Annotated in this window: 16 protein-coding genes; 7 read left to right on the forward strand and 9 right to left on the reverse strand. The window is 46.8% G+C overall.

The window, feature by feature from the left end; all coding sequences use genetic code 11:
* On the reverse strand, window positions 1-246 hold a 246-nt coding region (locus ACR6Z4_RS27200; RefSeq protein WP_479720483.1), incomplete at its 3' end, for a helix-turn-helix domain-containing protein.
* Window positions 225-452, reverse strand: a complete 228-nt coding sequence (locus ACR6Z4_RS27205; RefSeq protein ID WP_479720484.1) for a hypothetical protein — start codon at window positions 450-452, stop codon at window positions 225-227. The genes ACR6Z4_RS27200 and ACR6Z4_RS27205, both read right to left, overlap by 22 nt.
* A gap of 45 nt (window positions 453-497) precedes the next feature.
* On the opposite strand from ACR6Z4_RS27205, the gene ACR6Z4_RS27210 reads away from it, so the two are divergent.
* The 3 genes from ACR6Z4_RS27210 (at window position 498) to ACR6Z4_RS27220 (ending at window position 3,042) form a co-directional block, all read left to right on the forward strand.
* Complete coding sequence (locus tag ACR6Z4_RS27210; protein ID WP_479720485.1) at window positions 498-1,493, forward strand: ferritin-like domain-containing protein; 996 nt, start codon at window positions 498-500, stop codon at window positions 1,491-1,493.
* A 163-nt stretch (window positions 1,494-1,656) separates the two neighbouring features.
* A complete protein-coding gene (locus tag ACR6Z4_RS27215; RefSeq protein ID WP_479720486.1) occupies window positions 1,657-2,415 on the forward strand; it encodes an isoprenyl transferase in 759 nt (252 codons plus the stop codon).
* 174 nt (window positions 2,416-2,589) lie between these two features.
* Entirely contained in the window at window positions 2,590-3,042 is a 453-nt protein-coding gene (locus ACR6Z4_RS27220; RefSeq protein WP_479720487.1) for a cupin domain-containing protein, read from the forward strand.
* Between the two features lie 54 nt (window positions 3,043-3,096).
* On the opposite strand, the gene ACR6Z4_RS27225 is transcribed toward ACR6Z4_RS27220, so the two are convergent.
* The 3 genes from ACR6Z4_RS27225 to ACR6Z4_RS27235 all read right to left on the reverse strand — a co-directional run bounded on the left by ACR6Z4_RS27225 (window position 3,097) and on the right by ACR6Z4_RS27235 (window position 6,652).
* Window positions 3,097-3,960, reverse strand: a complete 864-nt coding sequence (locus ACR6Z4_RS27225; RefSeq protein WP_479720488.1) for an ABC transporter permease — start codon at window positions 3,958-3,960, stop codon at window positions 3,097-3,099.
* 39 nt (window positions 3,961-3,999) lie between these two features.
* The gene (glnT, locus tag ACR6Z4_RS27230) at window positions 4,000-5,358 is read right to left on the reverse strand and encodes a type III glutamate--ammonia ligase (RefSeq protein ID WP_479720489.1); all 1,359 of its coding nucleotides are present in this window, start codon (window positions 5,356-5,358) and stop codon (window positions 4,000-4,002) included.
* A gap of 217 nt (window positions 5,359-5,575) precedes the next feature.
* Window positions 5,576-6,652: a hypothetical protein gene (locus ACR6Z4_RS27235; protein ID WP_479720490.1), complete on the reverse strand. Its 1,077-nt coding sequence runs from the start codon at window positions 6,650-6,652 to the stop codon at window positions 5,576-5,578.
* Window positions 6,653-6,739: 87 nt separating this feature from the next.
* Here ACR6Z4_RS27235 and ACR6Z4_RS27240 point away from each other — a divergent pair, with 87 nt between their 5' ends.
* The gene (locus ACR6Z4_RS27240) at window positions 6,740-8,137 is read left to right on the forward strand and encodes a hypothetical protein (protein ID WP_479720491.1); all 1,398 of its coding nucleotides are present in this window, start codon (window positions 6,740-6,742) and stop codon (window positions 8,135-8,137) included.
* 713 nt (window positions 8,138-8,850) lie between these two features.
* Window positions 8,851-9,594, forward strand: coding sequence for an ABC transporter ATP-binding protein (locus ACR6Z4_RS27245; protein WP_479720518.1), 744 nt, complete (start codon window positions 8,851-8,853; stop codon window positions 9,592-9,594).
* Between the two features lie 202 nt (window positions 9,595-9,796).
* On the opposite strand, the gene ACR6Z4_RS27250 is transcribed toward ACR6Z4_RS27245, so the two are convergent.
* Both ACR6Z4_RS27250 and ACR6Z4_RS27255 read right to left on the reverse strand, forming a co-directional pair.
* Complete coding sequence (locus ACR6Z4_RS27250) at window positions 9,797-9,943, reverse strand: hypothetical protein (RefSeq protein ID WP_479720492.1); 147 nt, start codon at window positions 9,941-9,943, stop codon at window positions 9,797-9,799.
* Between the two features lie 227 nt (window positions 9,944-10,170).
* Window positions 10,171-10,320 (reverse strand): hypothetical protein, encoded by a 150-nt coding sequence (locus ACR6Z4_RS27255; RefSeq protein WP_479720493.1) that lies wholly within the window; start codon window positions 10,318-10,320, stop codon window positions 10,171-10,173.
* A gap of 1,249 nt (window positions 10,321-11,569) precedes the next feature.
* On the opposite strand from ACR6Z4_RS27255, the gene ACR6Z4_RS27260 reads away from it, so the two are divergent.
* On the forward strand, window positions 11,570-13,000 hold the full coding sequence (locus ACR6Z4_RS27260) for an LCP family protein (RefSeq protein ID WP_479720494.1): 1,431 nt from the start codon (window positions 11,570-11,572) through the stop codon (window positions 12,998-13,000).
* Window positions 13,001-13,246: 246 nt separating this feature from the next.
* The gene (locus tag ACR6Z4_RS27265; protein ID WP_479720495.1) at window positions 13,247-13,750 is read left to right on the forward strand and encodes a pentapeptide repeat-containing protein; all 504 of its coding nucleotides are present in this window, start codon (window positions 13,247-13,249) and stop codon (window positions 13,748-13,750) included.
* A 192-nt stretch (window positions 13,751-13,942) separates the two neighbouring features.
* Here the strand turns inward: ACR6Z4_RS27265 and ACR6Z4_RS27270 are convergent, their stop codons facing one another.
* Together ACR6Z4_RS27270 and ACR6Z4_RS27275 are read right to left on the reverse strand one after the other, a co-directional pair.
* Window positions 13,943-14,653: a GDSL-type esterase/lipase family protein gene (locus ACR6Z4_RS27270; RefSeq protein WP_479720519.1), complete on the reverse strand. Its 711-nt coding sequence runs from the start codon at window positions 14,651-14,653 to the stop codon at window positions 13,943-13,945.
* 315 nt (window positions 14,654-14,968) lie between these two features.
* Window positions 14,969-15,790, reverse strand: coding sequence for a tetratricopeptide repeat protein (locus tag ACR6Z4_RS27275; protein WP_479720496.1), 822 nt, complete (start codon window positions 15,788-15,790; stop codon window positions 14,969-14,971).
* Between the last annotated feature and the right edge of the window lie 36 nt (window positions 15,791-15,826).

Below are 15,826 nucleotides of genomic sequence, written 5' to 3' on the forward strand. Positions count from 1 at the left end.
TTTTAGGGCATTGCGGCAATTAGTTTTCGTAATTTTTTCGCCCAGGGCTTGCGACAAAAATTTCCATAAATCAGACCCGACATCTTTGGCATGACCTTCTGTGCAACCGTAGTAGGCAGCGATTTCTACATACTTGCGTCCCTGCAAAACGAGTTTCAGAATCGTTCGTTGCAGTTCGTTCAGACGTTCACCCGTCTTTGCCAGTACCAACGTATCTACCCATGTCAAGACAGCTTTAGCATCCATTGCTCGGCGATCGATGAGAGTTTTTTAACAGCATAACCTTCTCTATTCTTTCCCCGACTTTTCCGACTTTTTGGGGAGCCAAAATTGCCGACCTTTGCCGACTGACAGTCGCTACTGCCATTTTCTAGGCTAATGAACACCTGACGTTGGTGATTCTGGATGTGTGGTAGATGGGGCAACCGACGGTTGCCCCATCTACCACACATTCCCCAGCCAGTCTTGCCGCATACCCAAATATCCTTGAGGATCGTATGACGAGTACTTATTCTCTCGATCGCTTGCGACCCGATCGGGCAGGTCAGCCCGACTTGCCACCGTCCTACCGCATACTCCAACGCCGTATTGCGGTTTTAGTCGATCGCTATCTAGCCCTCGACCATTTAAGCGATCGCCTTGCAGACCTACCCAAACAGTTTGTCCATCCCCAAACCCGTCCATGGCAACCGATTTCCTGGCAAGCGATCGATCGCACTCAGATTATTGGCATCCAGCCCGATGTCTTTTTGGCAGTCCTCAAAGGGGCGATCGATACAGAAGCACCCATTCGAACCTATACCCAAACCAGTCGCCGCTATTTAGAAACACTGCATCCCCAACTGGCTAACGTTGTTGGCGGCACTCTGGCTCCAGATGGCTCTTTGCTAGAACCCGGATTATGGGAAAAAGAAGAACGGCAACACACGCCTGCACTGGTAAAACTCTACACGCAGCTTAGCGGCGAAAAAATTAGCCCGACTCCCCATGCTGCCCGACTCTATCAACCCTCTTCCGACCCGGAAACCGATCTGTACCGTCATGGGTTGCACCGGGTTGCCACTGAATATGGCGCAACCTGTCTCTATCTCTGGCTGATGGCGCACACGACCGGAGCGCTCCAGACCGTTTTAGAAGAACTAACGATCGATGAAATCAACCACATGACAAAATTTTGGGGCTTTGGGGTCTGGGCATATCCGGATACCTCGCTGCTCAAAATTTGCCACACCTTACTGAAAACTATGAATGGACGAATTCGCTATAGTCGCGATCGCAGTAGCCTGATCGGTACCCTTAGCCGCATGACCCATGTCCTGTCCTGGCACACCTGGACTTGGACGAATCGAGCCACATTCATCTATACCTGCATCCGTACTCTCTGTCGGCTCCATCGTTGGCACAACGGCTTGAGTCAGGAATACTTAGAAAACCTGTTTGGCAAACCGGGGAACCGAGGAGTTTCGATCGCCGTGGATAACGGGGAAGGATAAAAGATGAAGTCTTAAGGTTGAGGTATTGAGTTCACGATCAAAATCCCTCACCCCATACCTCTGCAAACATTCCCAACACCTACCCATGAAATTAATCGTAGAGACGCGATGAATCGCGTCTCTACCGTCCCTCATCCCTCATCTCTCATCCCTAATTTCTGCTATGACAACCAACCTTTCATTCACGACGCTTCCATCTGACCTCGATCCGCAACGGTTGCCGCACCATGTTGCTGTAATTATGGATGGCAATGGCCGTTGGGCAACTCACCAGGGATTGCCACGGATTGCAGGACATCGCCAGGGTGCCCGGACGCTCAAAGACCTGTTGCGCTGTTGCAAAGATTGGGGCATTGGGGCGTTAACGGCATATGCGTTTTCGACCGAAAATTGGCGGCGTCCTACCGAAGAGGTCGATTTTCTCATGTTGCTGTTTGAACGGTTACTGCGGCGAGAGTTGGTCGAAATGCAACGAGAAGGAGTCAAAATCTCGTTTGTTGGCGATCTAGCAGCATTACCGAAGGTGTTACAACGGGAAATTGAACGGGCGATCGCTGAAACCATGAATAACCAGGCGATTCATTTTACCGTGGCGATGAACTATGGCAGTCGTGCGGAGATGGTAAATGCTTGCCGCCAGATTGCCGAACAAGTGCAACGACAGGAACTTGCTCCGGAAGCGGTAAATGAAGCATTGATTAGCCAAACCCTTTACACGGCTGGCACGCCCGATCCCGATCTGTTGATCCGCACCAGTGGCGAGATGCGCTTAAGCAATTTTTTGCTGTGGCAATTAGCCTATACCGAGTTGTATTTTACCGATCGCCTGTGGCCTGACTTTGACCGAGCCGCCTTTCATCAAGCTTTATTGGCATATCAAGGACGCGATCGCCGCTTTGGTCAACTTTCCCGGTCTGCCTAACCGCTCCGTGCAGCACTCATCCCAAATTTTATAACTGGCTTAAGCAAGGCATGAATTTGCCGGGGAAACCTTCGGTTTCCCCGGCAAATTCATGCCTAAAATCCGTAACACTGCCTAACCTGAGCCAAGATAGAGAGGTAGAGCGTGCGATGCTGCGCTTGGCATCGAGTAATCATGACTGAACCGAATCTGACCTCTCTGTCCTCTCCATCTGCCACGACCACCCCTGCCATTAGTGATGCGGATATCGTCACCGTGCATCCGGTAGAAGAAACCATGACACGCCAGCGATTGCCTTACTTTTTTGGGATTTCCAATGCTACCGCAGGCACCAACGGCATCTCGATGAATCTGGTGATTATTCCACCCGGCAGCAGTGCCGAACCGCATTTTCACAAAGACTTTGAAACTGCCATTTATTTACTCAAAGGACGGGTTGAAACCCGCTATGGCAAAGGCTTAAAGCGATCGGTGATCAATGAAGCAGGGGATTTTCTGTTTATCCCACCGGGTGTGCCCCATCAACCGTTTAATTTGAGTGAGACAGAAGCAGCCCAGGCGATCGTGGCTCGCAATGATCCGAAAGAGCAAGAAAACGTGATTCCCTATGACCCAGCAATCGACTGAACTGGGTATTGGGGTGGATGACTAGAGGCGATCGCACGCGATCGCCTCTAGCCTTTAATGGCGCGCTTGATCTGCCCAGGGGGTCAACCATGCCGAAAACCATTTCAACCCGTAGTCAATCACCAGCCCAATCAGCCCGATTACAGCAATGCAGAACAATACTTTTTCCGTTTGCAAAAATCGCTGAGACTGAACAATTTTGAAACCCAATCCATTTTGCGCGGCGACAAGTTCAGCAATCACCAAATAATTCCATGCCCCGGAAATATTCACCCGAATGGTATCTAGAACACTGGGAAACGTCGCCGGGACAATGACTTTGAACAACACATCAAGACGGTTTGCCCCCAGCGTATAGGCAACATTAATCATTTCATTGGGAATAAATTTGACCGCATCGGCGACCATCATGGCGTTATACAACACCACTCCCAGGAAAATGATTAAAATCTTCGACGGTTCGCCCAATCCCACCCAAATCACAATCAAGGGCACAAACGCCACCACAGGCATATAGCGAACGGTGCCCACAATCGGTGCAAACAGGCTTTCCATGCTGTAAAACGTACCCATGGCAATGCCCATCGGCACACCAATGATAGCAGCGACCAGGAAGCCCCCGGCTACGCGACTACAACTTGCCGCCACATCCACAATCAAATTATCGTCTCGAAACATCTCAATGCCCGACATCAGCACCGAGGTCGGGGTGGGCAAAAACATTGGCGTTACCCATCCGGCATAACTGACAATTGACCAGGCAATCAATGGGATGGCTAACGAGATCGTAACAATCAATATTGACAGCCACCGGGGAAATCCTTGGCGAATGCTCCAAAATACAGAAGGTTTGAGATAGCGCCTTTTAGGAGGCGAGAAAGCAAAATCAGACTCTGCAAAACTAGATTGATCCACCATCTGTATTCCCTCCATCAATACGGTATAAGATGCAACCCCCTAAAAGAATTTGAGATATCGCTGTATCTCCCAGTCTGAAACATGGGTATGGTATTCCTCCCATTCCTGATTTTTAAAATCGATATAGGTCTGATACATCAAAGAACCCATCACCTGTTCGCTGAGCGGATCGGCAGCAAAAGCCGCGATCGCTTCTCCTAACGTCCGGGGCAACATGGCAATGCCCTTTTCCTTTAACTCTTTGAGGGAATAGGTATACATATTTTCGGTATGGGGTTCACCGGGGTCGAGTCCGGCTTTAATTCCTTCCAATCCAGCTGCCAAAATCATCGCCGCCCCCAGATAGAGATTGCTGGAAATATCAGCAGCCCGACATTCCACCCGCCCCCCTGCCAGGGGAATTCGTAACATATTAGTGCGATTGTTGTTGCCATAGCAGATGTAAACGGGTGCCCAGGTAAAACCAGACATACTGCCTCTGGCAATCAATCGTTTGTAGCTGTTGACCGTCGGTGCAATCACCGCACAAATTGCCGGGGCATGGTTGAGAATGCCAGCAATAAACTGATAGCCCAGGGTGGATAAGCTACACCGACGAGGATCTTCAGCATCAGCAAACAGATTCTCACCCGTTTTAATATCAGCCAGGGACATATTATAGTGGGCACCACTCCCCGTTCGGTTGGCAAACGGTTTGGGCATAAAGGTGGCAAAGAAACCATGCTTGCGAGCAATTTCCTTGACCATCAGCTTAAAGAAAGTAAGCCGATCCGCCATTTTCAAGGCATCGCAATAGGTAAAGTCTGTTTCAAACTGTCCGTTGCCATCTTCATGGTCAAACGAATAGACATCCCAACCCATGCTATTCATGGCTTCGACAATTTCTGTCACCCATTCATAGTTATCCAGCAATCCTTGCAGGTCATAACAAGGCTTTGCCAGAGTATCGCGATCGCTAATGGGAACCGGCTGACCGTCTTCCTCTTTAAGGATAAAAAACTCTGTCTCAACCCCCATATTGCAGGTAAAACCCATCTCCGCCGCTTCTGCCAGCACCCGCTTGAGAATACCGCGACAACAAGCTTCGAACGGCTGACCCTTTAAATACAAATCACTGGCAAACCAGACTACATCCGGCTTCCAGGGCAAAATTGTTGCAGAACCAGGGTCAGGATAGGTAGCCACTTCCTCATCACTGACCTCTTGCGGGACGCCGTCCAATGCCGCACCAGTAAACAGTTCCGAACCCGCCATCATCTGCCCAAAATGGCTCAGGGGTACAGACTTTGCCTTACACATCCCGTGGATATCCACAAAGCTTGCCAGGACATACTTCACTCCCTGATCTACCAGGGAGGCTTTCAAGGCTTGCAGTTCAGAGTTTAATTCTTCAACCATAAAATTTAATTAAGGCAGCCCACATGTTCATCACAAAATTTACATGAATAGTGATTAACATAAAACAGCACAAAATATTGTGCTGACTTGGACAGTCATACGTTAAGCATTAGACTATTAACCACAAACTTCAATGAAGTCAAAACTCTAATAGACAAACTCTTCAGTATTCAGTTTTTATATTTATGTACAGAAAAAAATCTACCTATTTTGTTCCTCATGGATTAAGAGAATCTTCTTTTTGATGCAAATCTTGCGTGTAATCTAAAGAAGCAAAAGGATTAATTATTGCTTCAATTCCCAACTGAACTTTCTGAAGTTCCTGCCTTTGTTTATTAAGCCACATTTCTTCAGTCAGTCTTTGCTCTAGGGTCTCTTGCTGGCAACGATTTTGGAGTTCTAAAAGATTAGAATAAAAAATAAATAATTGTTCTAAATAGTCTTTTACTAATTTCAGCCTGTCATCAAAAAGCAACTTAATTCGCTTTTCAATTTTATGAGAAACTTCTCCCTTGTAATCAAGCACTTCATCCCACAAAACATCAGACATACGTTTTTTAAATTTTTCCAAAGTCGGACTTAAAGTATCTTTAAAGGATACTAAATACTGATCTGAAAGATTTTTTATATCGCGAAAATAACTTTCAAACTCTTTTTTATTTTCCTCAAGTTCTATTCTTTTTTTCCACTTTCCTCGTGAGTCAAGCAAATCAAGACTAGATTGAATCATCTTTGAATCAACTGCTTCAACTTCTTTAAGCAGCAATTGAAATCGATTTTCGATAATTCGCTCAAATTCTTTAGAAAGATTATATACTTCAGCTTCGATTTCCTTTAAAAAAGTATCCTTCTCACTCCATCCGACTCCTAGTTTAGATTTATTATTTTTATCCACGAAATGCTTTATTCTAAGCTTTGCAATCTGAGTTTCCCATACTTCCTTTATTTCTTCTATAACAGATATTTTTGAGGCGTTGCCTATATCTTGAATCCTGACCTGACTTCCACTAATTTCTCCTATTTGTTGCCATATTTCTAAGCTTGACGCTCTAGAAATTCTCAGCTTGCTCTGCCAAACATCATTAGCATGGTCTAAATCGTTCAGGCTATTTTGCAGTAATTTCCTAAGACTATCCGCAGATGACCTTAAATCTACAACACACTTTGATACAGATTCTTGCAACACCGAAGCAGCTTGCTGGATTTCCACAGAATGCAATAATTGCACCTCAGTATCCAATATTTGTTCTGTAGATTGGAGTACTTCTTGAAAAGACTTGAGATATTCATTCATCCGTAAAACCTCCGAGGTAAATGACTAAATCTGGGAATTAGAATATGCCTTGATTATTCCCAGATTTAATTACAATTTACTCCAACCATGGTTGACATTCTAAGTTTTTCTAGCGCATCTAGTACTTTTGTCTTTTCTCCCGAAGTCCAAGAAAAAATTTCTAAAGGTCTATATGAAGTTGTCAGACGTGCGGATGGAACACCTATTGGCATAGCCAGGGATGTAGTAACAGGTCAGTTCAGAGCTATAGCAACTAGCTTTATCGATCAGGGGTCTTTAATACAAAAAACTAAAGGAATAATATTAGAGGGCGAAAATCCTCTTCCATTTTTTCCTCCAACTCCTATCTCTCCCCTGATTACAGGAGTTCAAATGTTTCAGTCTCATCTTGGATTTCAAAAGACTTATCGTAAACTTGATGTCATTCAATCGGGACTCAAAGCACTTCAAAATAGTGTGGGTGTTTTACAAGCAACAACAGCATTAATAGGCGTTGGCACAGTAGCTGGCGTTGTCTTAGGGGCAGTGAATCTACATCAAACCCTTAAACTGAAAGAAGATGTAAAACAATTAAGAACAGAAGTTAAGGATGGCTTTATTGATCTCAGTAAAGCTTTAAGGGGAGCAGAAGTCGAAATTATTCAGCGAATTAACCAGGTTGCCAATGATGTTGAATTTAGACATCATCGAACTCTTCTCATTGAGTCTTATGGAATCTTTGTAAAAGCAATACAGCGCTTTCAATTAGCTTTGAAACTGCAAGATGATGGTCTTCGAAACTCAGAGATTAGCAGTTCTAGAGATATGTTGTTTGAAGCTTTAGCCCGTTATGATAATCCTCACTTATTGGAAGGAAGTTGCTCCGCTGGTCAACTCCGTAGGCAAGAATGTGTTTGGGCGATTGAGCAAGCAATTGTTACGACTTTCCAGTTACAGGGTGCCTATGAGATGGTCAGCGATCGACTTTTCAGGCTTCAAGACAAGATTCGTCAAGACTCCATCAATATTATTGATAATTGCCAATCTTCAGATGAGCTAACTTTCTTGTTCCCCGAGTTAACTCGAATTCATACTCATGATGTTGCAGGATTAGTATCCTGGCAAAACCAAGTTGATTGGACACAAGAATTATCACAAAGTGATCAGGATCTTTTAGGTAATGCGGACTACGGCAGTAAAGATGTATCGATTACCTCAGCTAACGAATATAATCTTCAGCTAGATATCGAGATAGCAAAACCTCAAGAACAGATACTTTACGAAAGCCTGCAATTAAAGTCTCATTTCCTGGCTTTACGTGACCAACTAAAACTTATTGTCAATACCGACTTTCGGCAAGAGTATGAGTCTTACATAGAACAGCAAGCTCCAAGCTACGGATATAAAGCGCTTGTCCCGTCCAACTGGAAAGAGATACCAGATCTAACTGTTGTAAATCTTTACTGGTATCTGAAAAACAAAGCTTCTGAATCAGTGCAGAAATAGTTGAGTTGCTATGTAACTAGCATCAACTATTCATAAAGAGGCAATCGCTTTCATAAATTAGTTTTTGAAACAAGTGCGTCCCGACTTCACGGGTAGGCAATAGTTTACCTTTCGCATATCCCAGCGACTGAATCCGCTTTTGCACGTCTGGCAACGGGTTCAGGTATTTCTGAATGGCGTCGAAAAACTCAATCAGCGGTTTTACATTTTCTGGCGACGCCATTGCGATCGCATTAGGTATCATTCAGCTGAGAGATATTACCTCACGGTTTAGCGATCGCAGCTAGCAAGGGTTTGGCGATGTCAGTTTCATAGCAGCCGAGAGGCTGGTTGAACGGGGTGCAGGGGTGGAACCCCTGGCTGGGGGCGCAGCCCCCACACCTACACCGTCCTGACCATCTACTCAATTGCTAGATGCCCTGATTTTGGGCAGGATTCGGTTTGCAAGAGAGTCATCGCGGATCAATTTCGTCCAAAATGATGAGAGTGCCAGATTCATTTGAACAGTCTTATTGATCCTTCCGCTGGCTTTTGTATCTGACTCCACATTTAACCCTTGCCCCTCGGTTTAACCTGATGAAATATTTACCCTCCCTCCACCATTGCTGTTTAGGACGTTCTTTATGCTCAACATCAGCACAGCGATCGATCTCAAGCATCAAGGAGCACAGCAGGTGAGCCGTGTTGCAGACGCTCCTGGCAGTCAACCGAAAATGGAAGTACGTGATCTGTACAAATCATTTCGGGTTGAAGGGAAGCAGTTGACCGTGCTGGAAGATATTAATCTGCAACTCTACCCAAGAGAGTTTGTCTGCTTAGTCGGGGCTTCGGGGTGTGGAAAATCAACGTTGCTCAATATCATTGCAGGGTTAGTGCAACCGACCTCGGGCAAGGTGTTGGTAGATGGCAATGTCGTGGGGGGACCTGGTTCCGACCGGGGCATGGTGTTTCAGCACTATACGCTCTATCCCTGGTTAACAGTGTCTCAAAATATTGCCTTTGGGCTACAGTTGCGCAAAATGCCCAGAGCCGAGCAGCGCGAACGAATTCAGTACTATCTGCGAGTGGTGGGGCTGACCCAGTTTGCCAATGCTTACCCCAAACAACTCTCTGGCGGCATGAAACAGCGGGTAGCGATCGCCCGTGCCTTAGCCAATGAACCAGAAGTACTGTTGATGGACGAACCGTTTGGTGCCCTCGATGCCCAAACGAAAGAACAGATGCAACAGTTTCTCTTAGAACTTTGGGAGCAAACTCATACCACGGTCTTGATGATTACCCATGATGTAGAAGAAGCAATTTTCTTATCGCAACGGGTCTATGTCATGAGCGTGCGACCCGGCCGGATCAAGCTGGAAGTGCCGATTGATCTACCCCAGCATCGGGACTTAGATATCAAACTCACCCCTCATTTTGTCAACATCAAACGGCAAGTGATTCATTCCCTACGAGATTGATCGGGAAGCTGAATTGGAACGTGAAACCTTCGGTTTCACGTTCCAATTCAGCCCAATATAAACTCGAAAAGCGGCGCGATGCGCCGCTTTTCAACACTTTAATTGGTGCTCATGTTATCGCGTAAGACTGGATATCTAATGTCTTCATCGCAATTGGAAAGCGATCGCGAAGGAAGGCGATCGCCTTACATGAATCCACTACTTAGCGACCAGAAGCGCCGCCAGATCCTGTACAAATCCCACCCTCAGCAGGACAGGTAGTTGTATTGGCACGACCTGCATACGCCGCAGGAACTAGAGCAGCAGACAACACTAAAACTGATAGGGAAGCAATCACTAGGCGTTTCATAATAGGTCTCCTTACAATCAGGATGATTCAAAATCCAATGGTTGACTTAAGGATCACAAATTCATCAGAGTCCGGAAGTTTATTGTTGGAAGCGCGGCGTTGCCGCGCTTCCAACAATCAATCTGCGGTTTTATTAAATCCACGATCCCAGATAGGGCGTTCCATTTGGTGAGTATCGCGAAGACTGATAACGCCCTACCTTTCAAACGCTGGGCAGCAAACTGGGTCTACCGACCGGATGCGCCACCAGAACCTGTACAAATACTTCCTTCTGCGGGACATGTGGTTGTATTTGCATTACCTGCTGCACTGGCGACAGGAGCTAAAGCAACAGACAAAACTAGAACAGACAGCGTAGCAATCATTAAGCGTTTCATGGTCGATTTCCTCGGATTAAGTATTGGACTAGTAGTAGAGACGAGAGCCAGCCGTGAATAGAATGCTGTATCGATTTTGCTATTCTTACTTCAACGGCTGTTATCAGTTGACTAAGGTATGAACGGACTAGAGAATTATTGGGCTTCTAGCAAGTAGCTCTTACGCAGCCCTCGCTAGAGTTGGTTGAAGTCTAGATTTATCGCCCAGACGCTCCACCAGAGCCAGTGCAAATACTTCCTTCTGAAGGACATGTCGTTGTATTTGCGCTACCCGCAGCACTAGCAACGGGAGCTAAAGCGATAGACAAAACCAAAACAGACAAGGTGGCAATCATTAAGCGTTTCATTAGGAGTCTCCTCTGAGTGATGAACTGAAGCGGATCAAGTAGTTGATAGAAGCGACCTTTCGGTTTCGATTTCGATTTGCTTGACTCAACTTGATTACTATAGTGACTGCCTCACCTGAGTTTGTTCTGATGGAAAACTGAGAGAATTCTAAGATTTGCCTGGGAAAACTGAGAATCTGGAGTAATGGTATACAGATAATGGGTTTTGATTGTGCAATGCAATCCATTCCCATCTGGTGTCGCAGATACTAAGGAGCGTAGATTTAACAAACCCGCAGATTTACTTTTGGAAGTGCGGCGGAGCCGCGCTTCCGAAGTAAATCTGCGGGTTTTAATTAATTTGTGACCCTAAGACAAACGGCTGAATATTGGGGAGTTTGAGCCAAGATCTTCCGGAATCTCGGCAAAGTTGGTGAAACTTAGGGTGGGCGAGAAGAATCGGGACGGCACACATCCCCATGACAGCGCTATCAACTAGATGGCACATAGATAATGAAACGATGCCAAATTGCCTGGAAATCAGACGGGCGATCGCTCTATTTCTTTATGACCAGCCAAAATTCTGTCACTTGATAGACTGCCAGTTGCTTAAAAAGCTGTCTTAATGAAATACAGAACGCTTTATTCCTATACAGATAGTTGTCTGACACATTCGCTTATAATCACTAGAGGCTAATATATTAAGCAAGCGTAATATGCTCTTTACAGAGTGATACATTTATAGCCACTGTCAAGAAAATTGGGCAAAAAATTGGGACAGGAAACGTGGGAACCGCACCCCAACCAGGGGTTCCATCCCTGAACTCCGTCTTAAGCAGCCATGCAATAGCGATATAAAACGTCTGATTAAAACGTCAAAAACTAATTTTGTAAACGTAGAAAATTTAGAGGTGTGAGCCGGAGTGGGAAAGTCAATACAAGAGTCTGAGGTACAAACCAGTAAGGCTGAAGCTAATAGCACCGACGGGATCACGCAAATCCCGGCATTCGTAGCCCAACCCGATCCTGCTCCCGCTCAACCCATCCCTCCAGCCCAGCACGTTAAACCGCTTCGCTGGTTTTTTTGGGGTTCTGCTTTGGCACTGACGGCAACCGTCTCGGCAACCCTGGGTGCCACCCTGATGTTGACCGTGCCCGTACCCCCGACGATCGCCCCTGAAACCCAAGGACAACCCCCTTCTTTTACAGATCTCTGGCGCAAGAGCTTTGGTTATCGGATTACTCGCCCCATCAACATTTTAGTGATGGGAATTGACGAGGTGTTAGAAGCGCCGGAAGGCTCGGATGAAATTTTTTCGGGTCGAAGCGACACGATGTTGCTAATCCACATTGACCCCGAAACCAATACGGCTAGCCTGCTATCAATTCCAAGAGATACTCGCGTTCGGGTGCCCGGTGAAGGCATTGCTAAAATCAATCATGCGAACACCGTTGGCGGCGCAGAACTGGCAGCCCAGGTAGTTAGCGGCACGCTGAATGATGTCCAAATCGATCGCTACATTCGAGTCAGCACAGAAGCCTTTCGTGAATTAGTCGATTTGCTGGGCGGGGTTGAGGTCTATGTCCCCGATCGAATGGTTTATGAAGACGACACTCAGCAGCTTTATATTGATTTGCAACCCGGACGTCAAGTGCTAAATGGTGACCAGGCAGAGCAGTTTGCTCGCTTTCGTCACGATGCCTATGGCGATGTGGGACGGGTACAGCGACAACAACAATTGCTTCAAGCATTGCGCGATCGCCTGATGAACCCAACGGTGATTCCCAAAATACCCCAGGCGATCGAGTTATTCCAAAGATACATTGATACCAATCTATCGATGGATGAAATGCTATCTCTGGCAAACTTTGGGCTGGGGCTGCAACGAGAAGACCTGCGCATGGTGATGCTGCCCGGTCGCTTTAGCGCACCAGACGAGTATGTAGCGAGCTATTGGATTCTGGATCGTGCTGGACGCGACCAGGTGATGCAGGAATATTTTCAGGTTGATCCGCTGGCAGATGCGATCGCCGCTCGTCCGAGAGAATTTGAAAATCTCCGGATCGCTGTACAAAATGCGACAGACAATCCCAATGCCGGACAGGAATTTGCCGATTCTCTCCGCGATCTGGGGTTCCGAAATGTCTATTTAATTCGAGATTGGTCGGATCAGCAAAGCGAAACCCAAATTATTGTGCAACGCGGTAACTTAGAGGATGCCGGTCAGCTCAAAGATCTATTAGGGCTGGGTCAGGTAGTGGCAGCATCGATTGGCGATCTCGATTCTGACTTAACCATTCGAGTCGGTGCGGATTGGGTAGCGCCATCGGCGGATAGCGAACTCAGCTACTAAACAAATACCTGACAGAGAACTCGTGTTGCAAACACCAAATGTTGCAACATGAGGGGTTGGGGGCTTTGCCCCCAAGAAGGGGTTCCACCCCTTCACCCCTTACAAAACTTTCGTTTTGCTGTACTAGATCGCCCTTTAGGACCTTTACAAAATTAAAACCCACAACTGTTTTGGGAGAGTGCGGCTCCGCCGCACTCTCCCAAAACAGTTATTCAAGTTATTTTTATGAGGATCCTTAGAACTGCGATGAAGAAACTGATCCTACGTTTTGTTGGGCTGTGGCTGGTGATCGGCTTAGCCTGTCTGTGGCTGGTGTTGAGTGCGGCACCGGCGATCGCCCAGGTCGATAGTGTCAACTACAGCAACGCCAACCTGATCGGCAAAGACTTTTCGGGTCAAGATTTAACAGGAAAAACCTTTGTCGCCGCAGAAATGCGACAGATCAATCTCCAAAATGCCCAGCTCAGCAATGCCATTTTGACCAAGGCAGTGATGCTGAATGCCAACTTAGAATCGGCAGACCTGACAGGTGCTTTGGTCGATCGCGTATTTTTGGTGGGGGCAAACTTGACCAATGCCATCCTGACCGATGCCACCATGACCCGCACCAGTTTTGAGAATGTGACCATCACCGGGGCTGATTTTACCAACGCTATCCTCGATCGCTATGAGATTAAACAGCTCTGCGATCGCGCCGATGGGGTTAATCCGGTCACTGGCGTTTCAACCCGCGATAGTCTGGGGTGCTAGGCATGGTGGCTTGACGTAAATCCAATGCCTTGTGAGGGAGCGATGGCGGAGCCATCGCTCCCTCACGACGTGCAGTTCACGCTATTGAGCATGGCTAGATCATTATTAGATCGCTTGTAGATTAGTTTGGGCGGGGACGAAGCCCCTACTCGAACTCATCCCAAAAACTTAATGTGCAAGAGGTCTATTCACTTAACTGGGGTTGAGCAGCGATCGCATCTCTTCCCAGGCAGTCACGTCTTGCAGCAACGAACTATATCCTAAAGAATTGGGATGTAACCCATCCGGAGAAAGACGCGATCGCCACCAGTCATCGCCTCGCGCCAGCCATTGGTCAAACACATCTAAATAGGGAACTTGCAACGAAGCGCAGGCTAACCGCGTCACTTCTTTATACCGATATTGTTCGGCATGGGTGTAATACAACAGATTGACGAACGGCATTTTCGTTTCATCAACGGGCGGCATCCCGACAAAAATTACCTTGCAGAGTTGCCGCGCCTGGATCAATAAACTACTCAGCTCTGCCCTAAACTCATCAAAGTCTGTTAAATTTCGACCCGTGGGCTTACCGACCCGTGCCGAATCATTAATTCCCACCGAAAGAATGATGACATCGGGGAGACAATGGCGCAGTTCACCCCGACAGCGAAACTCACAATCTAAGCGGCGAGAGACCTGACGAACACCATCCCCCCGCACTCCCAAATTGTAGAGGGCATGACCTGGGCTATCAAATGACATCCATTGGCGGCGCAATCGCTCAACCCAGCCACCACCTTCTGGGTCGCCAAACCCGTAAATTAAACTATCTCCAATAGCAATTAGACGTAACGGTTTAAGCTGCCGATCAATCAACGACGTTCCTTTTTCAAGAGACTGACCAGATTCCAATGCAGAAATACCTCTTGAACTCTGGTTAGAAGCGATTTCAAGATGAGGTGATAATGTTTGCTGCATGTATGCGACGAAACCCTAACGGCTGGAGTTAACTTTCCTATACAAATCGGACTGTATCACTCCAGGGGACACTTTTCAATTCTTTGCGTAGATACAAAAAACTAAACATTTCGATAAGGGCGAAAAAGCAACACGTCCCTGAGGCTCAAAAAACCACCGTCCTGTGATTCATGGGGGGGCAGCGACGGCTTTGCCGTTGCTGCCCCCCCATGAATCAAGGTTTGCACCACACCTTTGGCACGCGATCGCGGATGACGTTTAGTAGAGCGCTTGCATCAGTTTCTTGCGATAGTCTTTACTCAGCGTATGGTCATCGCCCAATAGCCCAAAAATCATCAGCATGGCTTTACGGGCGCTGTCGTTGCGATACTTGCGATCGCGGCCGACAATTTTTAAGAAATCGGATAGAGCCGCTTCATAATCGCCACTTAAAACAGATTGCACAGCGGCAAAGTACGTTTGATCCAACTCGCCATTGATCACCGGATTTTCGGCTTCCCGCCTAAATTGGATCAGCGTTTTGATCGTTTGCGCTTCAGTAAAAAATTCTTTTTCGTGGTCTTGAATTTTGCAGGCTAGCTTCTCAGCCGAATCCAGCCTATTTTGGCTCAACAAAAATCGAGCCGCTTCGATAATCAGCTTACGGTTGTCAGGATATTTTTCGCTGAGTGTCTCAAACAACCGCTTAGCACCTTCGACATCTCCCGCCACCCTGGCAACATGGATCGCTTCTAACCCAGTTTCTAACTCAGACTTGAGCTTCAGCTGTGTCATCAGATCGCGGAGTTTAGGTTCGGGCAAAACACCGACAAAGCCATTCATCACTTCGCCCTGAACGACCACCCGAACATCAGGCACCCCTTCGACGCCATACTCTTGTGCCAGATCGGGATTTTGATCAATATCAACCTTTGCCAAGACAAAGTCATACTCTTTTACAAGTGTTTCGAGCATGGGTTTTAGCATCTGGCAAGGACCACACCAGGTCGCATAAAAATCGACCAATACAGGCTTTTCAAACGACTGCTGTAAGACATCGGTGGTAAAGTTATCGCGATCTACCACAACTGAAGTTCCCATGTACACTCTCCATGTCCGACTTGCATTCTGATCCTT

It is taken from the genome of Calyptranema fuscum S582 (assembly GCF_055793305.1).